We start from the raw sequence: 22,097 nt of genomic DNA, 5'->3' as shown, positions 1-22,097 counted from the left end.
ATGACAGCATCGTGGCGTGACCTCCAGCGAGCAGCGGCCGTCGCACTGGCGGACGATCGTGAGTTATGTCCAGCGCGGCGAGCGGCAGACGGCCGGGCAGGACCGGGCGTGGAACCAGTACTGGTCCGACCTCGGCAAGCACGTCGCCGAGCTGCCCGAGGGACCGCTGGACTTCGACTCCTGGTTCGGCCGCGGCGCCCCGGTGCTGCTGGAGATCGGCTCCGGGATGGGCGAGGCCACCTCGCTGCTCGCGCGGGGCGCCCCCGAGCTCAACTACGTCGCGGTCGAGGTCTACAAGCCCGGCCTGTCCCAGCTGCTGCTGCGGGCCGAGGAGTACGGCCTGAAGAACCTGCGGCTGCTGCGCGGTGACGCGGTCCGGCTGCTGCACGACCACGTCGCGCCCGCCTCCCTGCACGGGGTCAGGCTGTTCTTCCCCGATCCGTGGCCGAAGAAGAAGCACCACAAGCGGCGCATCGTGCAGCCGGACTTCGTCGCGCTCGTCGCCTCCCGGCTCGCGCCGGGCGGTGTGTTCCACATGGCCACCGACTGGCAGCACTACGCCGAGCAGATGCTGGAGGTGTGCTCGGCCGAGCCGGCGCTGCGCAACCTGCACGACGGCTGGGCGCCGCGACCGGACTTCCGGCCGGTGACCAAGTTCGAGCAGCGGGCGCGGGTCGAGGGGCGGATCGCGCGGGACCTGATGTTCGAACGTGTCACCGTTCCCCGGAACGCTGTCCCGGAAGGGGCGTGAAGTGCCATCGCATATCACTCTGACGGGTAGTCAAGACTTCAGTTGATCATGCCGAATGCGCACGCTGCGTTGCGCTGGCCACGATCGAGTGGGAAGCCTTGACCTGGGACTTTGCCCCATCTGGTAGTGACGAGTCACCGGTGTTTCCGAGTACGGTTCCCGCCCGTGACCGCACTCCGTGACGAGCTGATCACCCTCTCGACGGGTTCGCGGAACCCGTCCGGGCGGATCACCGACCTCGCCGCCGCCGAAGAGTTCCTCCGCATGTTCCACGACTCGCACTCCGACGCGGGTCCGCTGGGGAAGCGGCTGACACAGGTTCGCACGGAGATCGAGAAGACCGGCACATACCGGCACACACCCGCCGAGCTGGCCTACGGCGCGCGGGTGGCGCTGCGCGACAGCGGCTGGTGCACCAGCGGCCTGCCGTGGCGTCGGCTGAAGGTCAGGGATCTGCGCGGGGTGCGCAAGACAGCGGCGGTCGCGTCAGGGTGCTTCGAACACCTCCGGCTGGCCAGCGCCAGCGGCAAGGTGCACCCCTTGATCACCGTCTTCGCGCCGGACACCCCGGACCGGCCCGGCCCGTGCATCTGGAACGAGCAGCTGGTCCGCTACGCGGGCTACCGGGACGAGTCCGGGCGCGTCGTCGGCGACCCGCGCTACGCCGAGTTCACCGAGGCGGTCATGCGGATGGGCTGGCGGCCACCGGAGCCCCGCGGGCGCTTCGACCCGCTGCCCCTGGTGGTGGAGACCTACGACGAGGGGCCGCACTGCTTCTCGGTGCCCGCCGAGGTGGTGCGCGAGGTGCTGCTGACCCACCCGGAGCTGCCCTGGTTCGGTGAGCTGGGGCTGCGCTGGCACGCCGTCCCGGTGATCGCCAACATGCGGCTGAACATCGGCGGAGTCGACTACCCGGCCGCCCCCTTCAACAGCTGGTTCGTCGGCGCCGAGATCGGCACCAGGAGCCTGGCCGACGAGGGTGGCTACGGGGTGGCGCGCGAGGTGGCCGACCGGCTCGGGCTGGACACCTCCAGCGAGCGGACGCTGTGGCGGGACCGGGCGGTGGTCGAGCTCAACCGCGCGGTCCTGCACTCCTTCGACAGCGAGGGCATGACCATCACCGACCACCACGCCGAGGCCCAGCACCGGCTGGCGTGGCTGCGCAACCGGCAGCGGACGCGGGGCAACCGGCCCGCCTTCCGGGTCGACCCGGACACCGCGCAGCGGGCCAGGCAGGGCACGCCGGAGCGGTTCCCCACGGGGTCGATGGAGGCGACCGAGCCGCAGCACGGCAGCAGGCTCGCGGCGCTGCTGCGGCAGCGGCTGGGTGGTTCCTGACCCTGACAGGGTGATTCCTGGCCGAAAAGCGGGGGCGCGCCAGCCATCCGGATGATGAAGGTCGGCCCGGCGGCCCCCAGAATATGCAGCCGTGTCCCCCCTGTACCTGCAGAACATCCAGACCGGGTTGCTGTACTTCCTGGTCGCGGGTGTCGCCCTGCTGATCCCGGTCGTCGCGTTCCACTACTTCCGGTTCGGCAGGGTCGAGCCGCGCCGCTCGTTCGTGCTCTACGCGGCGCTGCTCTACGGGCTGGTCGTGCTCGCGCTGGTGTTCATGCCGTTCCCGCCGATCGCGAGCGTGTGCAGGGCGGGGACGCAGTCGACGCAGTGGGTCCCGTTCCAGTTCATCGCCGACATCCAGGCGGAGATGACCAAGCGGCACCTGAGCGGTTTCGGCTCGGCGATCACCAGCAAGTCGATGCTGTCGTTCGTGTTCAACGTGGCGCTGTTCCTGCCGCTGGGTGTGTTGCTGCGCAAGGCGTACGGGCTCAAGCTGCGCTGGGTGGTGCTGGCCGGGTTCCTCGCCTCGCTGACCGTGGAGATCATCCAGGTCACCGGCAACCTGGGCATCTACCCCTGCCCGTACCGGCTCTTCGACGTCGACGACCTGATGGCCAACACGCTCGGCGCCACCCTCGGCGGACTGATCGCCCCGGCCGCGGTGATCGTGCCGAAGGTGTTGCCCGCCAGGGAAGTCCGCGCCCAGCTCGACGCGGTCGGGCTGCCGAGGCAGATCGTCGCCTACGGGCTGGACATGGTCCTCTTCGGCTTCGCGCTCGCCTTCGCGCGGATCGGCCTGGGCGGCTCGGCGCCGCGGTCGTTCTGGGCGATGCTGTTGATCTTCGCGGTGATCAGGCTGGTGTGGCCGCTGGTGACCGAGGGCTACACGCCCGCGGGCAGGCTGCTGAAGTTCAAGGTGCGCAAGGTCGACGGCACTCCGCCCAAGCTCGGTGCGCTGATCGTGCGCGAGGTGTTCGGCCCGTTCGGCATGCTCGTGGTGCTGATCGCGGTGGTGCTGGCGTTCGGGCCGACCGTGCTCGAAGTGCTCGACCGGTTCGACGTCGCGCAGACCTACGGGCTCACCCGCAACGAGCTGGTGCTCAGCGTGGCGCTCGCCGGGACGGCCGGGTTCGTCTTCTTCCTGCTCACGCCGGTGTTCCGGCGCGACCAGCGGGCCTGGCACGACCAGATCGCCGGGCTGCGCTGCGTGCTGGACAACCCGCGCCCCGATCCGACGACGCAGGTCGAGATCGAGGAGGCCATCGACGAGCTGACCCTGGCGCACCCGGGAGAGGGGCCGAAGGCGGAGTAGCCGGGGGGCACCTGGCAGTATCCGTTCATGTTGGTATCGCTGCGCCTGAAGGCCCCCGTCGTCCTGCCCTGTGACCCCGCCTGCTCGGTGCTGCGGGACGCCGTCGTCGACATCGACGCCGACGGTCGCATCGTCCACTGTGGACCTTCGGAGGACGCGCCGGAGCTGCCCGCGGGTGCGCAGCTGCGCGAGCTGACCGGGATCCTGGTGCCGGGCCTGGTGAACACCCACGCGCACACGCCGATGATGCCGCTGCGCGGTCTCGGCGGGGACCTGCCGCTGATGCGCTGGCTGACCGAGGCGATCTGGCCGTCCGAGGCCAAGATGATCGACCGCGACTCCTACGACGGCATGCTGCTCGGCTCGGTGGAGATGCTGCGCGCCGGCGTGACCACGAGCGTGGAGATGTTCTTCCACGGCGAGCACATGGCCCAGGCGGTGCTCGACACCGGCGGTCGGGTGGTGCTCACACCGGGCATCCTGTCCGCGCCCGGCCTGGAGCGGCTGGGCACCTGGCAGCAGCTCGCCGAGCACACCACGCGGTGGATCGACACCGACGGGCTGCGCTTCGGCCCGGGCGACCGGATCGAGCTGGGCTACGGCCCGCACTCCGCGTACACGCTGCCGCCGGAGGCCATCGCCGAGATCTCGCGGATGGCTCGCGACCGCGGCGCGCTGATGCACATCCACGTGGCCGAAACCCTTGCGGAGGACGCGAAGCAGCGCGAGGAGCACGGCTCGGTCCCCCGGCTGCTGGAGAAGATCGGCGCGCTCGGCGGCCGGGTGCTCGCGGCGCACTCGGTGCATCTGTCCGACTCCGACATCGAGATCTTCCAGCGGTACGACATCGCGGTCGCGCACTGCCCGAACTCCAACGCGAAGCTGGCCTCGGGCACCGCGCGGCTGCTGGACCTGTTGGGCGGCAACGTCCGCGTCGGCCTCGGCACCGACGGTCCGGCGAGCAACGACGACCTCGACGTGTGGGACGAGGTCCGGCTCGCGGCGCTGCTCGCCCGCCTCGACCGGGGCGACGCCGCCGCGCTGACCGCGCCGCGCGCCCTGCTGCTGGCCACCCGCGACGGCGCCGCCGCCGTGGGCCGCGACGACATCGGCGCCCTGGAGCCCGGGCGCTGGGCCGACGTGGTGCACGTGGACGTGGACAGCCCGGCGTTCCCGCGCGGCACCGACGCCCCGGACGTGCAGCTGCTGTCCAACCTCGTCTGGTCCGCCGCGGCGAGCCAGGTCACCGACGTGTGGGTCGCGGGCCAGCACGTGATCGGCGACCGCGAGCCGACCCGCGTCGACCGCGCCAAGGCTCAGGCCGAGGTCCGTCGCATCGCCGAACGCATCGCGAGCTGAGGCCGCGCCGACGCACCGAATGAGTCATTCGGGTACTTGAACGCACCGAGTGACTCATTCAGTGCAAAGGGCTGGGGTCAGAGGCGGCTGTCGGGGCGGACCACGAGTTCGGTGAGGTGGGCGTCGCGGGGCGCGGTGATCGCCATGAAGACCGCGCCGGCGACGGACTGCGGCTGGAGGTACTTCTCGGGTTCGTAGGCGCCGCCCTCGGCCTCGCGGACCCCGCGCTGCATGTCGGTGGCGGTGCGGCCGGGGTGGACGGAGGTCACGCGCAGGGCGGGCTCCTCCCCGCGCAGACCGTCGGCGAACGCGCGCAGGGCGAACTTGCTTGCCGCGTAAGCGGTCCAGCCCGGGTTGACGCGCAGGCCGGCGCCGGAGTTGATCAGGATCACGTGGCCCTGCGCGGCGCGGAGGGCGGGCAGCACCAGCCGGGTCAGCTCCGCCACCGCGACGACGTTGACCTCCATGGTCCTGCGCCAGGTGGTCACGTTCGTCTCCGCGACCGTGCCCAGGGGGGACACGCCCGCGCTGTGCACCAGCACGTCCAGCCGGGAGATACCGGAGGTGGCCGCGGCGAGCGCCGCCGAGTCGGTCAGCTCCACCGGCCACGGCCGCGCGTCGGGCAGCGAGCGGGCGAACTTGTGCAGCGACTCCAGGTCACGTCCGCCGAGCAGCAGGTGGTGGCTGGGCGCCAGCAGTTCGGCGACGGAGCGGCCGATCCCCTTGGTCGCCCCGGTCACCAACGCAACAGGTCGTGAGTCCATGCCCCGACCCTAGGCGCTGGGCGGGCCAGGCCGCTTCACACCGGGTGGCCTTGACGGATCGGCGCCGCTGACCTGGGATGTCGCGATGGACACCGACGTTCTCCGGTCCCGGGTGATGCGCAAGGTCGCGCTGCGGCTGGTGCCCTACCTCGGGCTGCTCTACTTCATCAACTACCTGGACCGGGTGAACATCGGGTTCGCCGGGCCGAACGGGATGACCAAGGAACTCGGGCTCACCGCCACCGCGTTCGGGCTGGCGTCCGGGGTGTTCTTCATCGGCTACCTGCTGCTGGAGGTGCCGAGCAACCTGGCGTTGCACAGGTTCGGCGCGCGCAGGTGGATCGCCCGGATCATGGCCAGCTGGGGCGTGATCGCCACCGTGATGGCCTTCATCCCGAACGAGACCACGCTGCTGGTGCTGCGGTTCCTGCTCGGCGTCGCCGAGGCGGGCTTCTTCCCCGGCATCATCCTCTACCTCACCTACTGGTTCCCCGCCTCGGAGCGGGCCAGGGTGGTCGCGTTGTTCATGGCGGCGGTCCCGATCTCCAGCGCCATCGGTGCCACCGTGTCCAGCCTGCTGATCAGCTACGGCGACGGGATCTTCGGGCTCACCGGCTGGCGGTTCATGTTCCTCGCCGAGGGCCTGCCCGCGCTGCTGCTCGCGGTGGTGACCTGGTACTACCTCACCGACCGGCCCGCGAACGCGAAGTGGCTGACCGAGCAGGAGCGGGACTGGCTGACCTCGACGCTGGCCGAGGAGGAGAAGCAGACCCAGGACAAGCACGGCGGCTGGACGCTGCGGAAGGCGCTGACCAGCCCGCGCATCCTCGCGCTCGCCGTGGTCTACGGCGGCATCGTCTACGGCCTGTACGCGCTGAGCTTCTTCCTGCCGACGATCATCGCGGGCTTCGAGCAGCAGTTCGGCACGACCTACGGCGTGATCGAGCGCGGTCTGATCAACAGCGTTCCCTACGCGGTGGCTGCCGTGGTGATGGTGTTCTGGGCCAAGCACGGCGACCGGACCGGCGAGCGGACCTGGCACGTGGCGCTGCCCGCGCTGGTGGGCGGGCTGGCCATCCCGGTCGCGCTCTACCTCGGCAACCCGGTGGCGGCGATGGTCGCGGTGACGGTCTGCGCGGTCGGGGTGTGCTCGGCGATGCCCACGTTCTGGGCGCTGCCGACGACGTTCCTGTCAGGAGTGGCCGCGGCGGGCGCGATCGGGTTGATCAACTCGCTCGGCAACCTCTCCGGGTTCGCGGCCCCGTACATCACCGGCGCGCTCGCCGACCTCACCGGGACGCAGCGCGCGGGCATGTGGGTGGTCGGCGGGGCCATGGTGCTCTCCGCGGTGGTCGTGCTCGTGCTGAAACGGCGGCAGACCTAGCGCGAGCGGCGCACGTCCCGGAGGTAGCGGTTGGTCGCGGGCAGCCACAGCAGCACTGTCGCGACGGCGCCGCCCACTGCGACCAGCAGCACCAGCGCCGCGTTGACGGGATCGCGGTCGGGATAGGTGAACGAGCTCATGGCGGTGAGCGCCATCGCCACCGCGACGAGGCTGAGCCCGTACCGGGGGCCGCGAAAGCCCGCGCGCAGCTTCACGGCGCCCAGCACCACGGCCAGGGCGACCGCGCTCAACGCGATCGTCCAGATGAACACCGGGAGTTGGAGGAAGCCGAGGACGACCATCAACCCGCCCAGCACCGTCCACGAGCAGACGGCCGCGGTGACGCTCGCGGGCGGGTCCGGTCGGGGTTCGTTCTGCGTGTTCTCCACGCTCGGAAAGCTACGGAGTCCCGCCGGGACCGGTCCCCGATGGTGTGCGGACATTGCCAAGATCCGCGAAATGATTGAGGCGCTCGATCGCTGTCGTCTATTCAGAGAGGACAGACACGTACTCGTTGAGGGAATTCGATGTTCACACGAATTGGCGCCGCCGTCATCGCGGCCGCCGCGCTGACCACACTCGTCACGCCTTCCGCGATGGCGGACGACAAGATCAAGGGAAACTGCGGCCCGAAGATCTGCATGGCTGCCAAAATCCGCTACGAGCAAGGATATTGGCCTCGCATCGAGGACATGACGGTGTCCACGCGGGACGGCGGTCGAGTGGACCTCCGTGGCGTCTCTGCCGCGGTGGGAGGTGGCTTTGACCAGTGGGAGAAGAACAGCAGCAAGAAGTTCTGGAACGTGGGCCAGAGTCGCTACTGGGGCGCCGAGATCTGCGGTGAGGGATGGACGAACGGTCGCATGATCGACCGCACCTGCGTGGAGGTCTGAGGCGGGGAACACGAAGGGGCACCCTCCACAGTGGAGGGTGCCCCTTCGTGTGCGCGCGGTCAGCGACCGATGCGGCCGCCGTCCTTCTTGAACACGGCGACGACGGACGGGCGCGGCTGGCTGGAACCGCCGTCCGGCCAGTGCGACGCCGGCTTCTCGACGTTCGCGCCGTCCAGCTCACCCGGGTGCTGGACCGAGACGAGCACGTGCCGTTCGGTGATGATCGGGCCGCAGCACTCCGCGCCGATCGGCACCGTCAAGAACTGCTTGACGTGGCCGCGCTCCTTGCCCTCCAGGGGCAGCGCGAACAGGCCGTCGTTCTTGTCCAGCGCGTTGCCGTCGGTGGAGACCCAGAGGTTGCCGTACGGGTCGAACGCGACGTTGTCCGGACAGGAGATCGGGCTGACCTTGGACTTGTCGAAGCCGCCGTAGTAGGTGTCGGCCGCCTTCGGGTCACCGCAGACCAGCAGCAGGTTCCAGGAGAAGCGCGTCGCGGTGTTGTCGCGGCGGTCCTCCTCGATCTCCAGCACCTGGCCGTTCTTGTTGCTGTGCCTCGGGTTGACCTCGGTGGCGCCTTCCTTGCCCGCCGGACCGCGCTCGCTGTTGTTGGTCAGCGCGGCGTAGATGCGGCCGGTCTTCAGGCTCGGCTCGACGTCCTCGGGGCGGTCCATCTTGGTGGCGCCGACCTTGTCCGCCGCGATCCGCGCGAAGACGTAGACCTCTTCGGCGCTCATCCCCGGCACGAAGGACTTGTCGTTGTGCGCCAACGGGATCCACTCGCCGCGGCCGTCGAACTTGCCGTCCGTCGGCAGCTTGCCGGAGCCGTCGATCTCGGCGGCCGGGCTGTTGCCGGTGAACCTCGCGACGTAGAGGGTGCCGGTGTCCAGCAGCGTCTTGTTGTGCGCGCGGGCCCGTTTGCTGTGGCCCTGCTTGAACTTGCCGTCCGAGACGAACTTGTACATGTACTCGAAGCGCTCGTCGTCGCCCATGTACGCGACGACGCGGCCGTCGCGGTTGACGATGACGTTGGCGCCCTCGTGCTTGAACCGGCCGAGCGCGGTGCGCTTGATCGGCGGCTGGTCCGGTTCGAACGGGTCGATCTCCACGATCCAACCGAACCGGTTCGGCTCGTTGACCTGCTTGGTCAGGTCGAACCGCGAGTCGAAGCGCTCCCACTTGCGGGTGGTGACCTTGCTGGTGATCCCGTAGCGCTTCATCTGCTCCAGCGTCTTCGGGTCGGTCACCTTGTCGGCGTTGCCGAAGTAGCCGTGGATGTTCTCCTCACCGGAGAGGATCGTCCCCCACGGGGTGAGGCCGCCGGAGCAGTTGTTCATGGTGCCGAAGACCTTGCGACCGGTCGGGTCGGCGGGGGTCTTGAGGTACTTCGAGCCCGCTGCCGGGCCGCGCACCTCGAACGCCGTGGTCATGGTGATCCGGCGGTTGTACTTCGGGTCGAGCTTGACCTCCAGCCGGTTGGTGCGGCGGTTGCGCTCGACGACGACGACCGAGTGCCCGTGCGCCTCCCAGGCGGTCCTGGTCTGCAGCTCGGTGGGGTTGTTCGGGTCCCAGCCGCGGAACATGTACTGCTCGCTGGTGTACTCGTGGCTGCTGACCATGAACCAGCGGTCGTTCTCGCCGGGGATGGGCACCAGGGCGCAGTAGTCGTTGTTGAAGCCCCACTGCTTGGCCTGGGCCTCCGGCGACTGCTTGTCGATGTCCCACTTCGGGGCGCCGGGGATGACCGGGTCGCCCCAGCGGATCAGGACCTGCTGCTCGTAGCCCTCGGGCACGACGACCGCGTCCAGCTCGTTCGGCTGCACGGGCTTGAAGTCCAGTCCGGCGACGCGGCGGCCGCGGCCGATCTCCACGTCGACGTCCACGTCGGCGTCGATGCCGGGCGCGGCGGCCGCGGAGCCGGCGAGCGCCGCAGTGCCCGCCGTGGTCAGCGCGAGCGCGGCACCGGCCTTCAGCGCGCCTCTGCGGGACAGCGCGCGGCGGACCACGTCGGCGAAGTACTCGTTCTCGGAGACATTCGGCGCGTCGTGAGCGCACTGGTTGTTGCAGCGGTACTCACAGGTCACCGCTGCCCGGCTGCCCAGGTGGGGGAGCAGCATGGGGAGCATTCGCCGGCCGTCGCGTTCTACCGACACGCGGACCTCCAAATCGTCAGCTGGGGAACGCGGTGACGTTAAGCCGGATGAGCGTTCGATGAAAGGCCTCCAAGTGAACTCTTCACCAACTGGCCGTAAGTGGTCGAATCGTTACCGTCGGTCCAGGTCGTGCGGTGGTCGGACCACGAGCCGGTAGAGGGCGGGCAGCGCGGCGGTGATGGCGGCCCGGTCCGCGTCGCTGAGCGCGGCCAGCCGCTTGGCCAGGAACTCCTCGCGGGCGGCGACCACCTCGTCGGTCAACCGCTGCCCGGCTGGGGTGATGTAGACCATCATGACCCGGCCGTCCTCCGGATCGCGCTCGCGTTCGACCAGCCCCATCCGTTCCAGCCTGCCGACAAGCTCGGTCATCGACGGCAGTTGGACGTCCACCCGTTCGGCCAGCTCGCCCATCCGGTGCGGGCGCCGGGAAAGCACCTCCAGCGCCGAACTCTGGCTCAGCGTCAGCCGCTTCTGCGGGGTCTGCCTGCGCACCATCGCGTAGAGCCGGAACATCAGCGGACGCAGCGCCCTGGCCAGTTCTGTCGTCGGACTCACTTCGGCATCCTAACCAGTTATCTTAGGGACTCTAAGTAATCTGAGTCACGTCGGATGTGTCTGGTTCAGGCGTTTTATGGGCGTTTGAGATCCCCTTTCAGTAGCCCTTACGTGCAGTTATCCACCCGTGTCATCAGGGTCTTGCTGTGCCCCTCTCGGAAGCGGGGGAAGAAGCGGACAGTACGTGCCAGTACTCCTTTAGAGTGAAAGGTACTTACTGTGCGTAGTGGACAATTCGGGCGTTTCCGCCTCGCCGCCGGTGCCGTCGCCCTGACCGCCGTCACCCTTGTCGCCGGCACCGGTGCCAGTGCTTTCTCCAGCCCGTCGACTCCCGCGGAAGCCGGGGCGAGCACCGCCGAGGCCCGGTTACTGCCCACCCCGCGGGAAATCCGCGCGCAGTTCGACAGCTGGAACCACGACCTCGTCAGCGGGGACGTGAACAGGGTCGTGCGGCACTACGCCCACGACGCCGTGCTGTTGCCGACGCTGTCCAACAAGGTGCGGACCACCCACGAGGGGATCAAGGACTACTTCGTCGAGTTCATGGCGAAGAAGCCGACCGGGCAGATCCTGGAAACGCACGTCAACGTCCAGAGCGACCACTCCGCCGTTGACGCGGGCGTCTACCGCTTCACCTTCGGCGACGGCACCCACACCGACGCGCGCTACACCTTCGTCTACGAGAAGCGCCACGGCCACTGGGTGATCATCAACCACCACTCCTCGAAGATGCCCCAGGGCTGATCTCAGTCGCGGAGCGCGCGGCGGAGCACTTCGGCCAGGTGCTCCGCCCGCCGCGGCGTCCCCTGCGCCACCTGGGTCCGGCAGGAGAAACCGTCCGCGATGATCGCGGTGCCCGCGCCTGCGGCCCTGGTCTTCGGGTACAGCTCCCGCTCGGCGCACTGCTGGGCGACCTCCCAGTGCCCCGGCTCGAAGCCGAAGTTGCCGGCGAGGCCGCAGCACCCCGCGCCGATCCGGTCCACGTCGACGCCGAGCTCGCGCAGCACGGACAGCTCCGCGCCGTAGCCCGCCCCGGCCTCCTGGTGGCAGTGCACCTGCACCACCGCGGCAGTGTCCAGGCGCTTGAACGGCAGCGGACCTTCGTGCGCCGCAACGAGTTCGCCGAGCGTGTGGACGCGTGTGCCGAGCAGCTTCGCCGTCGGGTCGTCGGGAAGCAGCTCCGTGGCGTCATCGCGCAGGACCTGGGTGCACGACGGTTCGAGACCGACCACGACGCTGCCCGCGCGCAGCTGGGATTCCAAGCTGCGCAAGGACTTCCGCAGCACTCGCCGGGCGATGCCGAGCTGGCCGGTGGAGTGCCAGGTCAGTCCGCAGCAGACCGGGCCTTCCGGTAGCTCGACGCGATAGCCGAGCGCCTCGAGGACTTCCACCGCGGCGCGGCCAGCGGCGGGGTCGAGCAGGTTGGTGAAGGTGTCCGGCCACAACACCACGGTTCCGGCGCTTCCGGGGGCGGGGGTGCGACCGCGCAGCCAAGCGCGCAGGCTCTTGCGGGCGAAGCGGATCATCTTGCGCCGCGGTTCGAGCCCGGCAAGCCGCAGCAGCGTCCGCCCGCCGAGCGCGTTGGCCGGACCAGGCGCGATGGACGCGAGCCGAGCCCACAACGGCAGCCATCCCAGGGCGTAGTGCGCGCGCGGGCGGAGCCTGCCCTTGTAGTGGTTGTGCAGGAACTCGGCCTTGTAGGTCGCCATGTCCACGTTCACCGGGCACGCGGACTTGCACGCCTTGCAGGACAGGCACAGGTCGAGCGCGTCCCGGACCGCCTCGGAGCTCCAGCCTTCGGCGATGAACTCCCCGCGCAGCATCTCCGAGAGCACCCGGGCGCGTCCTCGCGTCGAGTGCACCTCGTCGCCGGTGACCTGGAACGACGGGCACATCGTCCCGCTGGACTGGCGGCAGCTGCCCACGCCGAGGCAGCGGCGGATCGCGCCGGCGAACGAGCCCTTGTCGTGGCTGAGCGCGTGCACCGGGGTCAGTTCGAGGCGGTTGTGCCCGGGGCCGGGGCGGATGTCGGCGTCCAACGGCCTCGGATCGACCAGCAGCCCCGGGTTGAGCGCGCCGGTCGGATCGAAGGCGCCCTTGAAGGCGGCGAACGCGTCGATCACCCGCGGCGAGTACATCCTGGGCAGCAGCTCCGACCGCGCCCGCCCGTCGCCGTGCTCGCCGGAGAACGAGCCACCGTGCGAAGCGACGAGGTCGGCCGCGCGCTCGATGAACTCCCGGTACTCGCCGATCCCGCGCGCGGTGGTCAGGTCCCAGCCGACGCGCAGGTGCAGGCAGCCCTCACCGAAGTGCCCGTACGCGATTCCCTTGCGCCCCAGCGAATCCATCAGTCCGTGCAGCTCGCGCAGGTAGTCGGCGAGGCGCTCGGGAGGCACCGCGGAGTCCTCCCACCCCGGCCACGCCTCTCCCCCGTCGGCCATCCTCGTCGCGAGCCCGGCGCCGTCGCGGCGGATCTTCCACAGCGCGGCGGTCTCTCCGGGATCGGTGACCACCTTGCCGCCGAGTTCTGCCGCGCCCGCAAGGGCTTCGTCGATCGTGTCCCCCGGGACCTCGCAGTACACCCACGCCCGGCCGGGCGGCAGGAGGTCGGCGGCTGCGGAGCCACCGGGGCGGCTGCGGAGGGCTTCGATGAGGTGGGCGTCCATGCCCTCGGCGGTCAGCACGCCCGTCCGCGCGTACTCCGGCGCGGCGGCTGCTGCCTGGTATACATCGTCAAACCCATGCACCACAAGGACTTTGGCCTTGGGCAATCCGGCGAGCCGGACGGTGGCGCCGAGCACGACACCGCACGTGCCCTCCGAGCCGACCAGCGCGCGGGCGACGTCGAAACCGTTCTCCGGCAACAGGGACGCGAGCCCGTAGCCGGAGACCTGGCGGGAGAACCTGCCCAGCTCGGTGCGGAACTCCGCAAGGTGGTCGGTGGTGAGGGCGCGTAACCGCTGGTCGAGCCCGGGATCACCGCTGGAGCCCGCCCGCGCGGTGATCGTCCTGCCGTCGGCGAGCAGCACGTCGAGGTCGACCACGTTGTCCGCCGTCGTGCCCCACGCGACCGAGTGCGGCCCGCACGCGTTGTTGCCGATCATGCCGCCGAGCGTGCAGCGGGACAGCGTCGACGGATCGGGGCCGAAGGTCAGGCCGTGCCGCGCGGTGGCCGCGAGCAGCTTGCTCAGCACCAGACCGGGCTCGACAACGGCGGTCCGCGCGTCCTGGTCGATCGCGCGCAACCGGTTGAGGTGCCGTGAGAAGTCGATGACCAGGCCGGAGCCGATGGAGTTGCCCGCGATCGACGTGCCACCACCGCGACAGGTCACCGGGACCCCGTGGTCGACCGCGATCCGCACCGCCTTCGCGACCTCTTCCCGGTTGCGCGGCTCCACGACGGCGGCGGGGACTGCGCGGTAGATCGAGGCGTCGGAGGTGTAGGCGGCGCGTGTGGAGTCGTCGACCCGCGCCGCGTACGGCAGCTCGGACGTCAGGTGCCGGACGAAGTCCCGTTGCCTAGCCACCGAAGCATTGTGCAGGCTGAGCCGGTGACTGATCGGGTAGCAGTGGTGACAGGCGCGGCGCAGGGCATCGGCAGGCAGACCGCGAGGGTGCTCACCGACGCCGGGTACGCCGTGGTGTCCTTCGACCTCCAGGAATCCCCCGACGCCGACGTCTTCTCCGTCGTCGGCGACGTGGCCAGCGACGACGACGTCCAGCGGCTCACCGACACCGTGATGGAGCGGTACGGCCGGGTGGACGTGCTGGTCAACAACGCCGGGATCTCCTTCATCGTCCCGGCCGAGGAGACCGAGCCCGCGCAGTGGCGCCGGGTGATGGACATCAACCTCACCGGGCCGTTCGTGCTCAGCCAGGCCCTCGGCAGGCACATGCTGGCCGCCGGGTCCGGTTCGATCGTCAACATCGCCTCGGTGGCCGGGTTGCAGGGCGTCGCCGACCGGGCCGCCTACAACGCGTCCAAGCACGGGCTGATCGGGCTGACCAGGACGCTCGCCGTGGAGTGGGGCGCGCGCGGGGTCCGCGTCAACGCCGTCTGCCCGGGGTGGGTGAAGACGGATATGGACGTGACCGCGCAGGACGCCGGTCTCTATGACGACTCCGACATCACCGACCACGTGCCGGTCGGCCGGTTCGCGGTGCCCGAGGACATCGCCAACGCCGTGCTGTTCCTGGCCCAGCCGAGCAGTTCGTTCGTCAACGGGATCGCGCTGCCGGTGGACGGCGGGTGGACCGCGGACGGCTCCTGGCAGTCGCTACGCCTGAGCAAGCGCTGAGTCGCGGTGCGGGCAGTCGCTCGCGGTCCAGGTCGCCGAGAGGTCCTTGGCGATCACCGCGAGCGATCCGGCCTGGCAGGCGATCTCGTGGCTGCACCCGTGCGCGTGCGGCAGCAGCTCGTCCAGCAGCAGCGGCCCGTACCGGCTCCACTCCGGCGACTCCAGCATGAAGCCGGACACGCCGTAGTAGCGCAGCAGCAGGTTCTCCACGTGCCGCCCGCAGCGGTGCCGGAACCGCAGCTCCAGCGTCACCTCGGTCTCCGAGCTGTCGAAGTCCACCCGGCTGAGCACCAGGTCCTTGACGCAGCGCGGGCCGTCGAGGTCGTAGTGCCCCTGGGCCTCCGCGAACGCGCGCGCACCCGCGGGCAGCGCGGCGGCGAGCTGCGGGAGCTGGGCGAGGTAGCCCGAGGGGTCGATCCCCGTGCCGCTCGCGATCACGAACCTCATGAACCTGTCGCCTCTCGTTTCCGTCGCGGCCGCAGCCGCACTCCCGTGATCGCATGGTGCTCGGTCGCGGTGACCTCGGCCGACCACTCGGCGAAGTCCACCCGGTCGCCCGGTCGCTGCGGAATCCTGCCGAGCCTGGTCAGCAGCATCCCGGCGATGGTGGTGTAGTCCCCGGCCGGCGCGTCCGGGATCTCGACGCCGAGGTCGGCGAGGTCGTGCACGGGGAAGGTGCCCGGCAGGTCCAGGCTGCCGTCCTCCCCTGTGCGCACGGAGAGGATGTCGCGGTCGGCCTCGTCGTAGATCTCGCCGACGATCTCCTCCAGCAGGTCCTCCAGCGTCACGATGCCGTCCGCGGCGCCGTGTTCGTCGACGACGACGGCGAACTGCTGGCGCTCGGCCTTGAACCTGCGCAGCGCGTCGGAGACCCGCACGGAGTCCGGGAAGACGGTGGCGGGCCGCGCCACCTCCGCCACGGTTCCGGTGTCCGCGAGCAGTTCGCGCAGGTGCACGACGCCGATCATGTCGTCGAGATCGCTGCCCCGGACCACGGGCGCCCGGGAGTGCCCCGAGGCGGCCAGCGCGGCGCGGGCCTGGGGCACGGGCGTGTCGGCTTCGAGGGTGAACACCGAGCGGCGCGGCCGGAGCACGTGCCGCAGCAGCCTCTCGTGGATCTCCAGCCCGCCGATGATGATCATCCGCTGTTCGGGGTTGAGGCCGCGGTGCCCGGCGACCAGCTCGCGCAGCTCCTCCGGGCTCAGCTGCTCCTGGTCGGCCTTGGGGTCGCCGCCGAACAGCCGCACCACCACGTTGGTGGACTTGCTGAGCAACCACACCGCCGGGCGGGAGATCTGCGACAGCAGGTCCAGCGGTCGGGCCACCAGCAGCGCCCAGCGCTCGGCGTACTGCATGGCCAGCTTCTTCGGCGCCAGTTCACCGACCACCAGCGTGAAGTAGGTCAGCACGAGGGTGACCAGCGCGATGGCCACGCTCTCCGCCGCCGTGCCGAAGAACGACAGCGCCGGGACCAGCGGCCGGGCCAGCGACACCGCCGCGGTCGCCGAGGCCAGTGCGCCCGCCAGGTTGATGCCGATCTGGATGGTGGCCAGGAACCGGGTCGGGTCCTTGGCCAGCCGGACCAGCGTGCGCGCGCCCTTGCCGCCCCGCTCCAGGCGGCGCAACTGCCCTTCCCGCAGGGAGATCAGCGCGATCTCGCTGCCCGCGAAGATCGCGTTCACCACCATCAGCAGCACGATCAGCGCGATGGTGAAGCCGTATCCGTCCACTGTGGACTCAGCCCGCCCTGTGCCCGGTCCAGCGCCGGATCACCGGGCTGCCGGGGTCGGTGTTGTCGATCACGATGTCCGCCTGCTCGACCGGGCGGGCGCTGTTCCAGTACAGCTCGTGCGCGGGCCGGTAGCGCACCGCGTAGCGCTCCCGGATCCGTTCCGCCGTACCGAAGATCTCCGTGTCCCGCTCGACCGCGCGGCGCAGCTGCTCGTCCTCGCGCACCTCGACGAAGATCCGCACGTCCCAGCAGTCGCGCAGTTCCTCGCGCAGCAGGAAGACCCCGTCGACCAGCACGATGGCGTCGCGGGCCGCGATGCGCCGCGGCGTGCTGACGCTGGTGTTGGTGAGGTGGTCCCACGCTGCCGTCCGGTACTGGCGGTTCCCTTGCGGGCCAAGGGGTTCCAGTACTTCGCGGCGCAGCGCGGGCACGTCGAAGGCGTCCATGAAGTAGCCCTCGGCGGACAGCGGCCCGCGCCGCAGCCGCTCCTCGGCGGGGCGGTGGAAGTCGTCGGCGGAGATCCGCAGCGCGCGCCCGCCGAGCGCCTCGCCGATCTCGTCGGCCAGTGTCGTCTTGCCCGCCGCGTCCGGTCCGTCGACAGCGACGCGCACCGGGCGCGCCAGATCGATCCGGGTCAGCCATTCGACGAGTCGGCCGACCACCTCCGGCCGTGATGAGCTCATGCGCCAAGCCTGCCAGACCTGCCGGGGCGGCCTGTGGACCTTCCCCCGGTGGCGTCGGCAGCGATCGTGAATCGTGACTGGCGGAAGAACGCGGTAATGGGATGTCACGGTCGTGTGAATGTGGGACACCGAAAAGTCCCTGAGCAGGGTGGGAAAGCCGGGCGAATGGTCGCCGGATGGATGTGTCCCGCGCGTTTCTGGTACTGCTGGGCCGTTCGTGACCAAGCCCGGTGCAGGGTTCGGGCGACTATTTCCGGGGATTCATCGTGAAGAAGTTCGTTTCGGTTCTCGGCGCCACCGCCGTGGCCGCCGGCATCGTCGTCGCGGGCGGGACGCCCGCACTGGCCTCCGGCAAGTGGTGCAACAACTCCGTCTGCATCGAGACCTACGACAACGGCACCTACCTGGGCAGGGTCGAGGTCTCGGTGACCAACACCAACCAGCCGCACCGGATCAGCGCGCGGGTGTGGACCACCAACGGCTGGAGCGCCAACACCAAGGTCGAGGACGTCGCCAAGTTCCGGACCTACCGGGACCAGGCGTACCCGCAGCGCCACTTCCCGGCGGGGACGCGGCTGTGCGCGGAGGGCTTCCGCGGCGGGTCCAGCGTCGGTCTGCCCTGCGTCACCCTCACCAACTGAGCCGACGGGGGCCGGCCCTGGCTCCGGTCGGGGCCGCCCCCGCGCTCGGACGATCAGGGGCAGCGGGTGCCGAGGACGCAGAACTCGTTGCCCTCCGGGTCGGCGAGCGTCACCCAGCTCTCCTCGCCGGTCTGGCCGACGTCGGCGTGCCGGGCGCCGAGGTCGAGCAGGCGGCGGACCTCCTCGTCGCGATCACGGTCGGTCGGGTTGACGTCGATGTGCAGGCGGTTCTTGACAGTCTTGCCCTCCGGCACGCGCGCGAAGGTCAGCGTCGGGGGCACTGGACCGGGGCGGTTCCTGCCCTCCGGGACCTCGGGGGAACCGATCGTGACCAGCCCGTGCTCCTCGTCCTGCACCTCGTAGCCGAGGACCGCGCACCAGAACCGGGCGAGTCCGACGGGGTCGGCGCAGTCGATCGCGAGCTCGGTGAACTTGCTGGCCATGTCAGGACCTCCTGGTCGATGTTCGACTCCATCTTGACGCGTTCGAACATGTGTTCGATATGCTGTCGGGGTGACGGTGGACGCGCGGGCCCAGGCCGCCTTCATCCTCGCCCTGCGCGGCGAGGAGTCGCTGGACGCGGTCGAGCGGGAGATCGTCGCATGGCAGCGCGAAGGCATCGGCCTGGTCACCGTCGAGGACCCGGACTACCCGGCGTGGCTGCGCGCCCAGCCCGATCCGCCGCCGTTCCTGACCTACCGGGGCTCGCTCGAAGCGCGGGACGCACGGTCCGTCGCGGTGGTCGGTAGCCGCCGCCCTTCCCAGCGCGGGATCGCGCGGGCGTGGGACATCGCGGCGGTGCTCGCCGAGGCGGGCTGGACCGTCGTGAGCGGCCTGGCCTCGGGCACCGACGCGGCGGTGCACCGCAGGGTGCTGGCCGCCGGAGCGCGGACCGTCGCGTTCGTCGGAACGGGCCTGCGGCACTGCTATCCGCTGGAGAACTCGCCGCTGGAGGCGGAGATCGCCCGTAGTGGTGCGGTGGTGTCGCAGTTCCTGCCGGACACCCCGCCCGCGCGGCACCAGTTCCCGAAGCGCTGCGCGCTGATGAGCGGGTCGTGTGCGGCGGTCGTGGTCGTGGACGCCGAGGAGTACTGCGAGGCCCGGGTCCTCGCCCAGCTGGCCCTGTCCTCGGGCCGCCCGGTCTTCCTCGCGCACGACGTCCTGGCCCACCGCTGGGCGTCGGACATGGCCACCCAGCCCGGAGTGACCGTCCTGTCCGGCCCGCACCAGGTGCCGGACGCCCTCGACACCCCGGCCCTCGCCGCGTGACGAGGGCCGGGGTGGGGGTTCAGCAGCGGGTGCCGTCCGAGTGCGCGTACGTGACGTTGGTGCCGAGGTACTCCGTGGCCCCCGGATCGATGCAGAAGCTCGGCCGGATTCCGCCTCGGTCGGTGACGTTCACATAGACACGGGTGGCGCCGCAGTGCGTGTAGTAGTGCTCCATCCAGAGGACCTTGTCCTTGGACCAGTGGCCGCAGGGGCCCGCGGTGGCGGTCGCGGAGGTGGCCACCATGGCTCCGGTGAGCGTGCCGCCGACGGTCAGGGCAGCGGCGAGCAGCCCCACGATTCGCTTCTTCACAACATCCTCGTCTCGTGTGCGCAAGGGCAAGGGACGGGCGACGATCTTGCCCGCTACTCCGAGTGGACGCACAATCGGTTCACGCGCGGGTGAATGAGACGGTCTAAACGAGGGCGGTCGCGACGTGCGCGGCGGCTTCGGCGATGAGGGCCTGGTCGTACTTGGCGTCCTTGGCCGCCTTGCTGGACATGATCGCGATGACGATCGGCGGCGAGTTCGGCGGCCACACGATCCCGATGTCGTTGAGCGTGCCGTAGTCACCGGTCCCGGTCTTGTCGGCGACGGTCCAGCCGCCCGGCACACCTGCACGGATGCGTTGTGCGCCAGTGGTGTTGCGTTCCAGCAGATCGCGGAGGAAAGCTCGCTTCTCCGGCGGAAGGGCGTCCCCGAGCACGATCTTCTGATAGGTGGCGCCGAACGCGCGCGGGGACGTCGTGTCCCGGGGATCTCCTGGAGTGGCTTCGGTGATCGCGGGCTCGATCCGGTCCATCCGGGTCACCGTGTCGCCGAGCCCGCGCGCGTACTCCGTCAGCCTGGCGGGACCGCCGAGATCGCGAAGCAGGAGATTTCCCGCCGTGCCGTCGCTGAAGCGCACCGCGGCATCGCACAGCTGACGGATCGTCATTCCCGTTTCGAGGTGTCGCGGGGTGATGGTGGCGTTCTTCAGCAGATCGTCCTTGGTGTACTTGACGACCGTGTCCAAATGGGACATCGGGTTGTGGTGCAGGACCGCGGCCGCCGCGAGGCCTTTGAACGTCGAGCAGAAAGCGAATCGTTCGTCCGCGCGGTGGGCGATGGTCCTGCCGGTTCCGGTGGCCACCGCGTAGACGCCCAGGCGCGCGTCGAACTTTCGCTCCAGCTCGAACAGTCGCTCGTCCGTCGGAGGTGGAGCGGGAACCGGGGAGGACGTCTGTGCGGGAGCGGGCGTCTCGGGCCTCGCGCATCCGGCCACCGGCAGGAGTGCCACCGCACCGAGCAGGGCGCGACGCGTGATGATCGGCATGATTTCGAATGTAGTTACCAGTGCTTCGCCGCGGAGGTCAGGGTTTCGGTCACCGCGCGGATGTGCGGGAGCCGCGCCTGGTCCGCCCGCGTCGCCAGGTAGAGCGTGTTGATCGGCGGTTCCTCCGGCTCGCGCACCAGGACCAGCTCCCCGGCTTCGAGCTGCGCCGCGCACAGGTATCTGGGCAGCACGGAGATCCCGGCCCCGGCCAGCACGGCGGTCAGCACCGCGCGCAGGTCCGGGACGACGACCGCGGCGGTGTGCGGCGGCGGCCCGCCGAAGACCGAGCGCCAGTAGCGCCTGATCATCGGCAGCTCCTCGGCGTAGGCCAGCATCGGCGCCGCCGCCAGGTCGGGGAACTCGCTGCCCGCCGCCGCGACGAGCACGAACTCCTCGTCCGTCAGCGGCGTCACCACCAGGCCCTTCCTGCGCGGCCGGACCGAGGAGAGCACCAGGTCCAGCCGTCCCTCCGCGAGGTCCACCAGCAGGTCGTCGGCCAGGCCGAGGCCGACCCGCAGCCGCAGGCCCCGCCGGACCAGCCCGGCCAGCGCGGGCAGGGCCAGCAGCGACATCGCCTCGGCCGGGCCGCCGAACCGGACCGTCCTGGCGAACTCCTCCCGGGTCAGCTCCAGCTCCACCCCGGCGAGGGCGTCCAGGTGCGGACCGACCCGTCTGGCCAGCTCGTCGGCGAAGGCGGTCGGCGCCACCCCGCGGGCCAGCCTGCGGAACAGCGGTCGGCCCAAGCGCTCCTCCAGCGCCTTGACCTGCACGCTCACCGCGGGCTGGGTGAGGCCGAGCACCGTGGCGGCGGCGGTCAGGGAACCGGCGCGGTAGACGGCGTTGAACGTGCGGAGCTGTCCGAGATCCATAAAATGGATTATGCCTGGAGCGGATGAAGTCTATTGGTGGCTAATGACTGTCCGGGCTTAGCCTCGCCGTGTACCCCAGCACAGGAGGCAATCCGATGGCACGCACCAACAAGGTGCTGATCGCGCTGACCAGCCACGACAAGCTCGGTGACACCGGCGAGGAGACCGGCTACTACGTGCCCGAGGCCGCGCACCCGTGGCAGGTGTTCCGGCAGGCCGGTTACGAGGTCGACTACGTCTCCGTCCAGGGTGGCAACCCGCCGGAGAGCGGCTACGACGCCGAGGACGAGGTGCAGCGGCTGTTCCTGGAGAGCGAGCGCGCCCGGCTCGCGGTGACCCCGAAGGCCGCGGAGGTGAACGCGGCCGACTACGACGCGATCTTCTACGCCGGTGGTCACGGGACCATGTGGGACTTCCCCGGCGACGAGGACCTGGCCGCGCTCGGCCGGGACATCTACGAGAACGGCGGCGTGGTGGCCGCGGTCTGCCACGGACCCGCCGCGCTGGTGCCGCTCACGCTCTCCGACGGCACACCACTGGTGGCGGGCAAGGACATCACCGGCTTCACCAACTCCGAGGAAGAGGCTGCCGGGGCTACCGAGATCGTGCCGTTCCTGCTGCAGACGACGCTGGAGGGGCTGGGCGCGCGCTACCACGTGGCGCCGGACTTCGCGGAGAACGTGGTCCGCGACGGGCGGCTCGTCACCGGCCAGAACCCGGCGTCGGCGACCGGAACCGCGCAGGGCGTGCTCGCCGCGCTGAAGGACTGAAAAGCGAAGGGGCGCA

23 protein-coding genes are annotated in these 22,097 nt (G+C 70.2%); 11 read left to right on the top strand and 12 right to left on the bottom strand.

Annotated features, from left to right (window positions below; translation table 11 throughout):
• Positions 1 to 16 precede the first annotated feature (16 nt).
• The 4 genes from trmB (at position 17) to BLT28_RS27925 (ending at position 4,760) form a co-directional block, all read left to right on the top strand.
• A complete protein-coding gene (trmB, locus tag BLT28_RS27940) occupies positions 17 to 751 on the top strand; it encodes a tRNA (guanosine(46)-N7)-methyltransferase TrmB (RefSeq protein WP_081900072.1) in 735 nt (244 codons plus the stop codon).
• Positions 752 to 916: 165 nt separating this feature from the next.
• The gene (locus BLT28_RS27935; protein WP_063766522.1) at positions 917 to 2,089 is read left to right on the top strand and encodes a nitric oxide synthase oxygenase; all 1,173 of its coding nucleotides are present in this window, start codon (positions 917 to 919) and stop codon (positions 2,087 to 2,089) included.
• Between the two features lie 91 nt (positions 2,090 to 2,180).
• Entirely contained in the window at positions 2,181 to 3,401 is a 1,221-nt protein-coding gene (locus BLT28_RS27930) for a VanZ family protein (protein WP_083383790.1), read from the top strand.
• A gap of 27 nt (positions 3,402 to 3,428) precedes the next feature.
• A complete protein-coding gene (locus tag BLT28_RS27925; protein WP_030429838.1) occupies positions 3,429 to 4,760 on the top strand; it encodes an amidohydrolase family protein in 1,332 nt (443 codons plus the stop codon).
• Between the two features lie 77 nt (positions 4,761 to 4,837).
• On the opposite strand, the gene BLT28_RS27920 is transcribed toward BLT28_RS27925, so the two are convergent.
• Entirely contained in the window at positions 4,838 to 5,524 is a 687-nt protein-coding gene (locus tag BLT28_RS27920) for an SDR family oxidoreductase (protein ID WP_030429839.1), read from the bottom strand.
• A gap of 85 nt (positions 5,525 to 5,609) precedes the next feature.
• Here BLT28_RS27920 and BLT28_RS27915 point away from each other — a divergent pair, with 85 nt between their 5' ends.
• Positions 5,610 to 6,908, top strand: coding sequence for an MFS transporter (locus BLT28_RS27915; RefSeq protein WP_030429840.1), 1,299 nt, complete (start codon positions 5,610 to 5,612; stop codon positions 6,906 to 6,908).
• Here the strand turns inward: BLT28_RS27915 and BLT28_RS27910 are convergent.
• Positions 6,905 to 7,297 carry an aromatic acid exporter family protein gene (locus BLT28_RS27910; RefSeq protein WP_030429841.1) on the bottom strand — a complete coding sequence of 131 codons (393 nt, stop codon included), beginning with the start codon at positions 7,295 to 7,297 and terminating at the stop codon, positions 6,905 to 6,907. The genes BLT28_RS27915 and BLT28_RS27910 overlap by 4 nt on opposite strands.
• Before the next feature lie 138 nt (positions 7,298 to 7,435).
• Here BLT28_RS27910 and BLT28_RS27905 point away from each other — a divergent pair, with 138 nt between their 5' ends.
• The gene (locus BLT28_RS27905; RefSeq protein ID WP_030429842.1) at positions 7,436 to 7,801 is read left to right on the top strand and encodes a hypothetical protein; all 366 of its coding nucleotides are present in this window, start codon (positions 7,436 to 7,438) and stop codon (positions 7,799 to 7,801) included.
• A gap of 59 nt (positions 7,802 to 7,860) precedes the next feature.
• Here BLT28_RS27905 and BLT28_RS27900 read toward each other — a convergent pair whose 3' ends face one another.
• Both BLT28_RS27900 and BLT28_RS27895 read right to left on the bottom strand, forming a co-directional pair.
• On the bottom strand, positions 7,861 to 9,915 hold the full coding sequence (locus tag BLT28_RS27900; RefSeq protein WP_231950461.1) for a PhoX family protein: 2,055 nt from the start codon (positions 9,913 to 9,915) through the stop codon (positions 7,861 to 7,863).
• Between the two features lie 147 nt (positions 9,916 to 10,062).
• A complete protein-coding gene (locus BLT28_RS27895; RefSeq protein WP_081900345.1) occupies positions 10,063 to 10,446 on the bottom strand; it encodes a MarR family winged helix-turn-helix transcriptional regulator in 384 nt (127 codons plus the stop codon).
• Positions 10,447 to 10,725: 279 nt separating this feature from the next.
• On the opposite strand from BLT28_RS27895, the gene BLT28_RS27890 reads away from it, so the two are divergent.
• A complete protein-coding gene (locus BLT28_RS27890; protein ID WP_030429845.1) occupies positions 10,726 to 11,250 on the top strand; it encodes an SgcJ/EcaC family oxidoreductase in 525 nt (174 codons plus the stop codon).
• 2 nt (positions 11,251 to 11,252) lie between these two features.
• Here BLT28_RS27890 and BLT28_RS27885 read toward each other — a convergent pair whose 3' ends face one another.
• Positions 11,253 to 14,033, bottom strand: a complete 2,781-nt coding sequence (locus BLT28_RS27885; protein WP_231950460.1) for an FAD-binding and (Fe-S)-binding domain-containing protein — start codon at positions 14,031 to 14,033, stop codon at positions 11,253 to 11,255.
• Positions 14,034 to 14,057: 24 nt separating this feature from the next.
• On the opposite strand from BLT28_RS27885, the gene BLT28_RS27880 reads away from it, so the two are divergent.
• The gene (locus BLT28_RS27880) at positions 14,058 to 14,804 is read left to right on the top strand and encodes an SDR family NAD(P)-dependent oxidoreductase (protein ID WP_030429847.1); all 747 of its coding nucleotides are present in this window, start codon (positions 14,058 to 14,060) and stop codon (positions 14,802 to 14,804) included.
• Here BLT28_RS27880 and BLT28_RS27875 read toward each other — a convergent pair.
• Genes BLT28_RS27875 through BLT28_RS27865 form a run of 3 tightly spaced genes read right to left on the bottom strand, consistent with a single transcriptional unit; the run spans position 14,784 to position 17,219 of the window.
• Positions 14,784 to 15,251 carry a hypothetical protein gene (locus tag BLT28_RS27875; RefSeq protein WP_030429848.1) on the bottom strand — a complete coding sequence of 156 codons (468 nt, stop codon included), beginning with the start codon at positions 15,249 to 15,251 and terminating at the stop codon, positions 14,784 to 14,786. The genes BLT28_RS27880 and BLT28_RS27875 overlap by 21 nt on opposite strands.
• Positions 15,248 to 16,534 carry a hemolysin family protein gene (locus tag BLT28_RS27870; protein WP_030429849.1) on the bottom strand — a complete coding sequence of 429 codons (1,287 nt, stop codon included), beginning with the start codon at positions 16,532 to 16,534 and terminating at the stop codon, positions 15,248 to 15,250. The genes BLT28_RS27875 and BLT28_RS27870 overlap by 4 nt, the downstream gene beginning before the upstream one ends.
• 7 nt (positions 16,535 to 16,541) lie before the next feature.
• Positions 16,542 to 17,219, bottom strand: coding sequence for a nucleoside/nucleotide kinase family protein (locus tag BLT28_RS27865; RefSeq protein WP_030429850.1), 678 nt, complete (start codon positions 17,217 to 17,219; stop codon positions 16,542 to 16,544).
• 266 nt (positions 17,220 to 17,485) lie between these two features.
• Here BLT28_RS27865 and BLT28_RS27860 point away from each other — a divergent pair, with 266 nt between their 5' ends.
• The gene (locus BLT28_RS27860; RefSeq protein ID WP_197683903.1) at positions 17,486 to 17,860 is read left to right on the top strand and encodes a hypothetical protein; all 375 of its coding nucleotides are present in this window, start codon (positions 17,486 to 17,488) and stop codon (positions 17,858 to 17,860) included.
• Positions 17,861 to 17,913: 53 nt separating this feature from the next.
• Here BLT28_RS27860 and BLT28_RS27855 read toward each other — a convergent pair whose 3' ends face one another.
• Positions 17,914 to 18,303: a VOC family protein gene (locus tag BLT28_RS27855; protein WP_030429852.1), complete on the bottom strand. Its 390-nt coding sequence runs from the start codon at positions 18,301 to 18,303 to the stop codon at positions 17,914 to 17,916.
• A gap of 70 nt (positions 18,304 to 18,373) precedes the next feature.
• Between BLT28_RS27855 and BLT28_RS27850 the strand changes: the two genes are divergently transcribed.
• A complete protein-coding gene (locus BLT28_RS27850) occupies positions 18,374 to 19,129 on the top strand; it encodes a DNA-processing protein DprA (protein ID WP_052407371.1) in 756 nt (251 codons plus the stop codon).
• A gap of 19 nt (positions 19,130 to 19,148) precedes the next feature.
• Here BLT28_RS27850 and BLT28_RS27845 read toward each other — a convergent pair whose 3' ends face one another.
• From BLT28_RS27845 to BLT28_RS27835, 3 genes are all read right to left on the bottom strand, one after another.
• Positions 19,149 to 19,439, bottom strand: coding sequence for a DUF6355 family natural product biosynthesis protein (locus BLT28_RS27845; protein ID WP_030429854.1), 291 nt, complete (start codon positions 19,437 to 19,439; stop codon positions 19,149 to 19,151).
• A gap of 103 nt (positions 19,440 to 19,542) precedes the next feature.
• On the bottom strand, positions 19,543 to 20,442 hold the full coding sequence (bla, locus tag BLT28_RS27840; RefSeq protein WP_030429855.1) for a class A beta-lactamase: 900 nt from the start codon (positions 20,440 to 20,442) through the stop codon (positions 19,543 to 19,545).
• Positions 20,443 to 20,456: 14 nt separating this feature from the next.
• The gene (locus tag BLT28_RS27835; protein ID WP_030429856.1) at positions 20,457 to 21,311 is read right to left on the bottom strand and encodes a LysR family transcriptional regulator; all 855 of its coding nucleotides are present in this window, start codon (positions 21,309 to 21,311) and stop codon (positions 20,457 to 20,459) included.
• A gap of 95 nt (positions 21,312 to 21,406) precedes the next feature.
• Here BLT28_RS27835 and BLT28_RS27830 point away from each other — a divergent pair, with 95 nt between their 5' ends.
• Entirely contained in the window at positions 21,407 to 22,081 is a 675-nt protein-coding gene (locus tag BLT28_RS27830; RefSeq protein ID WP_030429857.1) for a type 1 glutamine amidotransferase domain-containing protein, read from the top strand.
• Positions 22,082 to 22,097: the final 16 nt, after the last annotated feature.

Origin of the sequence: Allokutzneria albata, from assembly GCF_900103775.1 — a bacterium.
Taxonomy (GTDB): Bacteria; Actinomycetota; Actinomycetes; order Mycobacteriales; family Pseudonocardiaceae; genus Allokutzneria; species Allokutzneria albata.
This window is presented reverse-complemented; position numbering and strand designations above follow the sequence as displayed.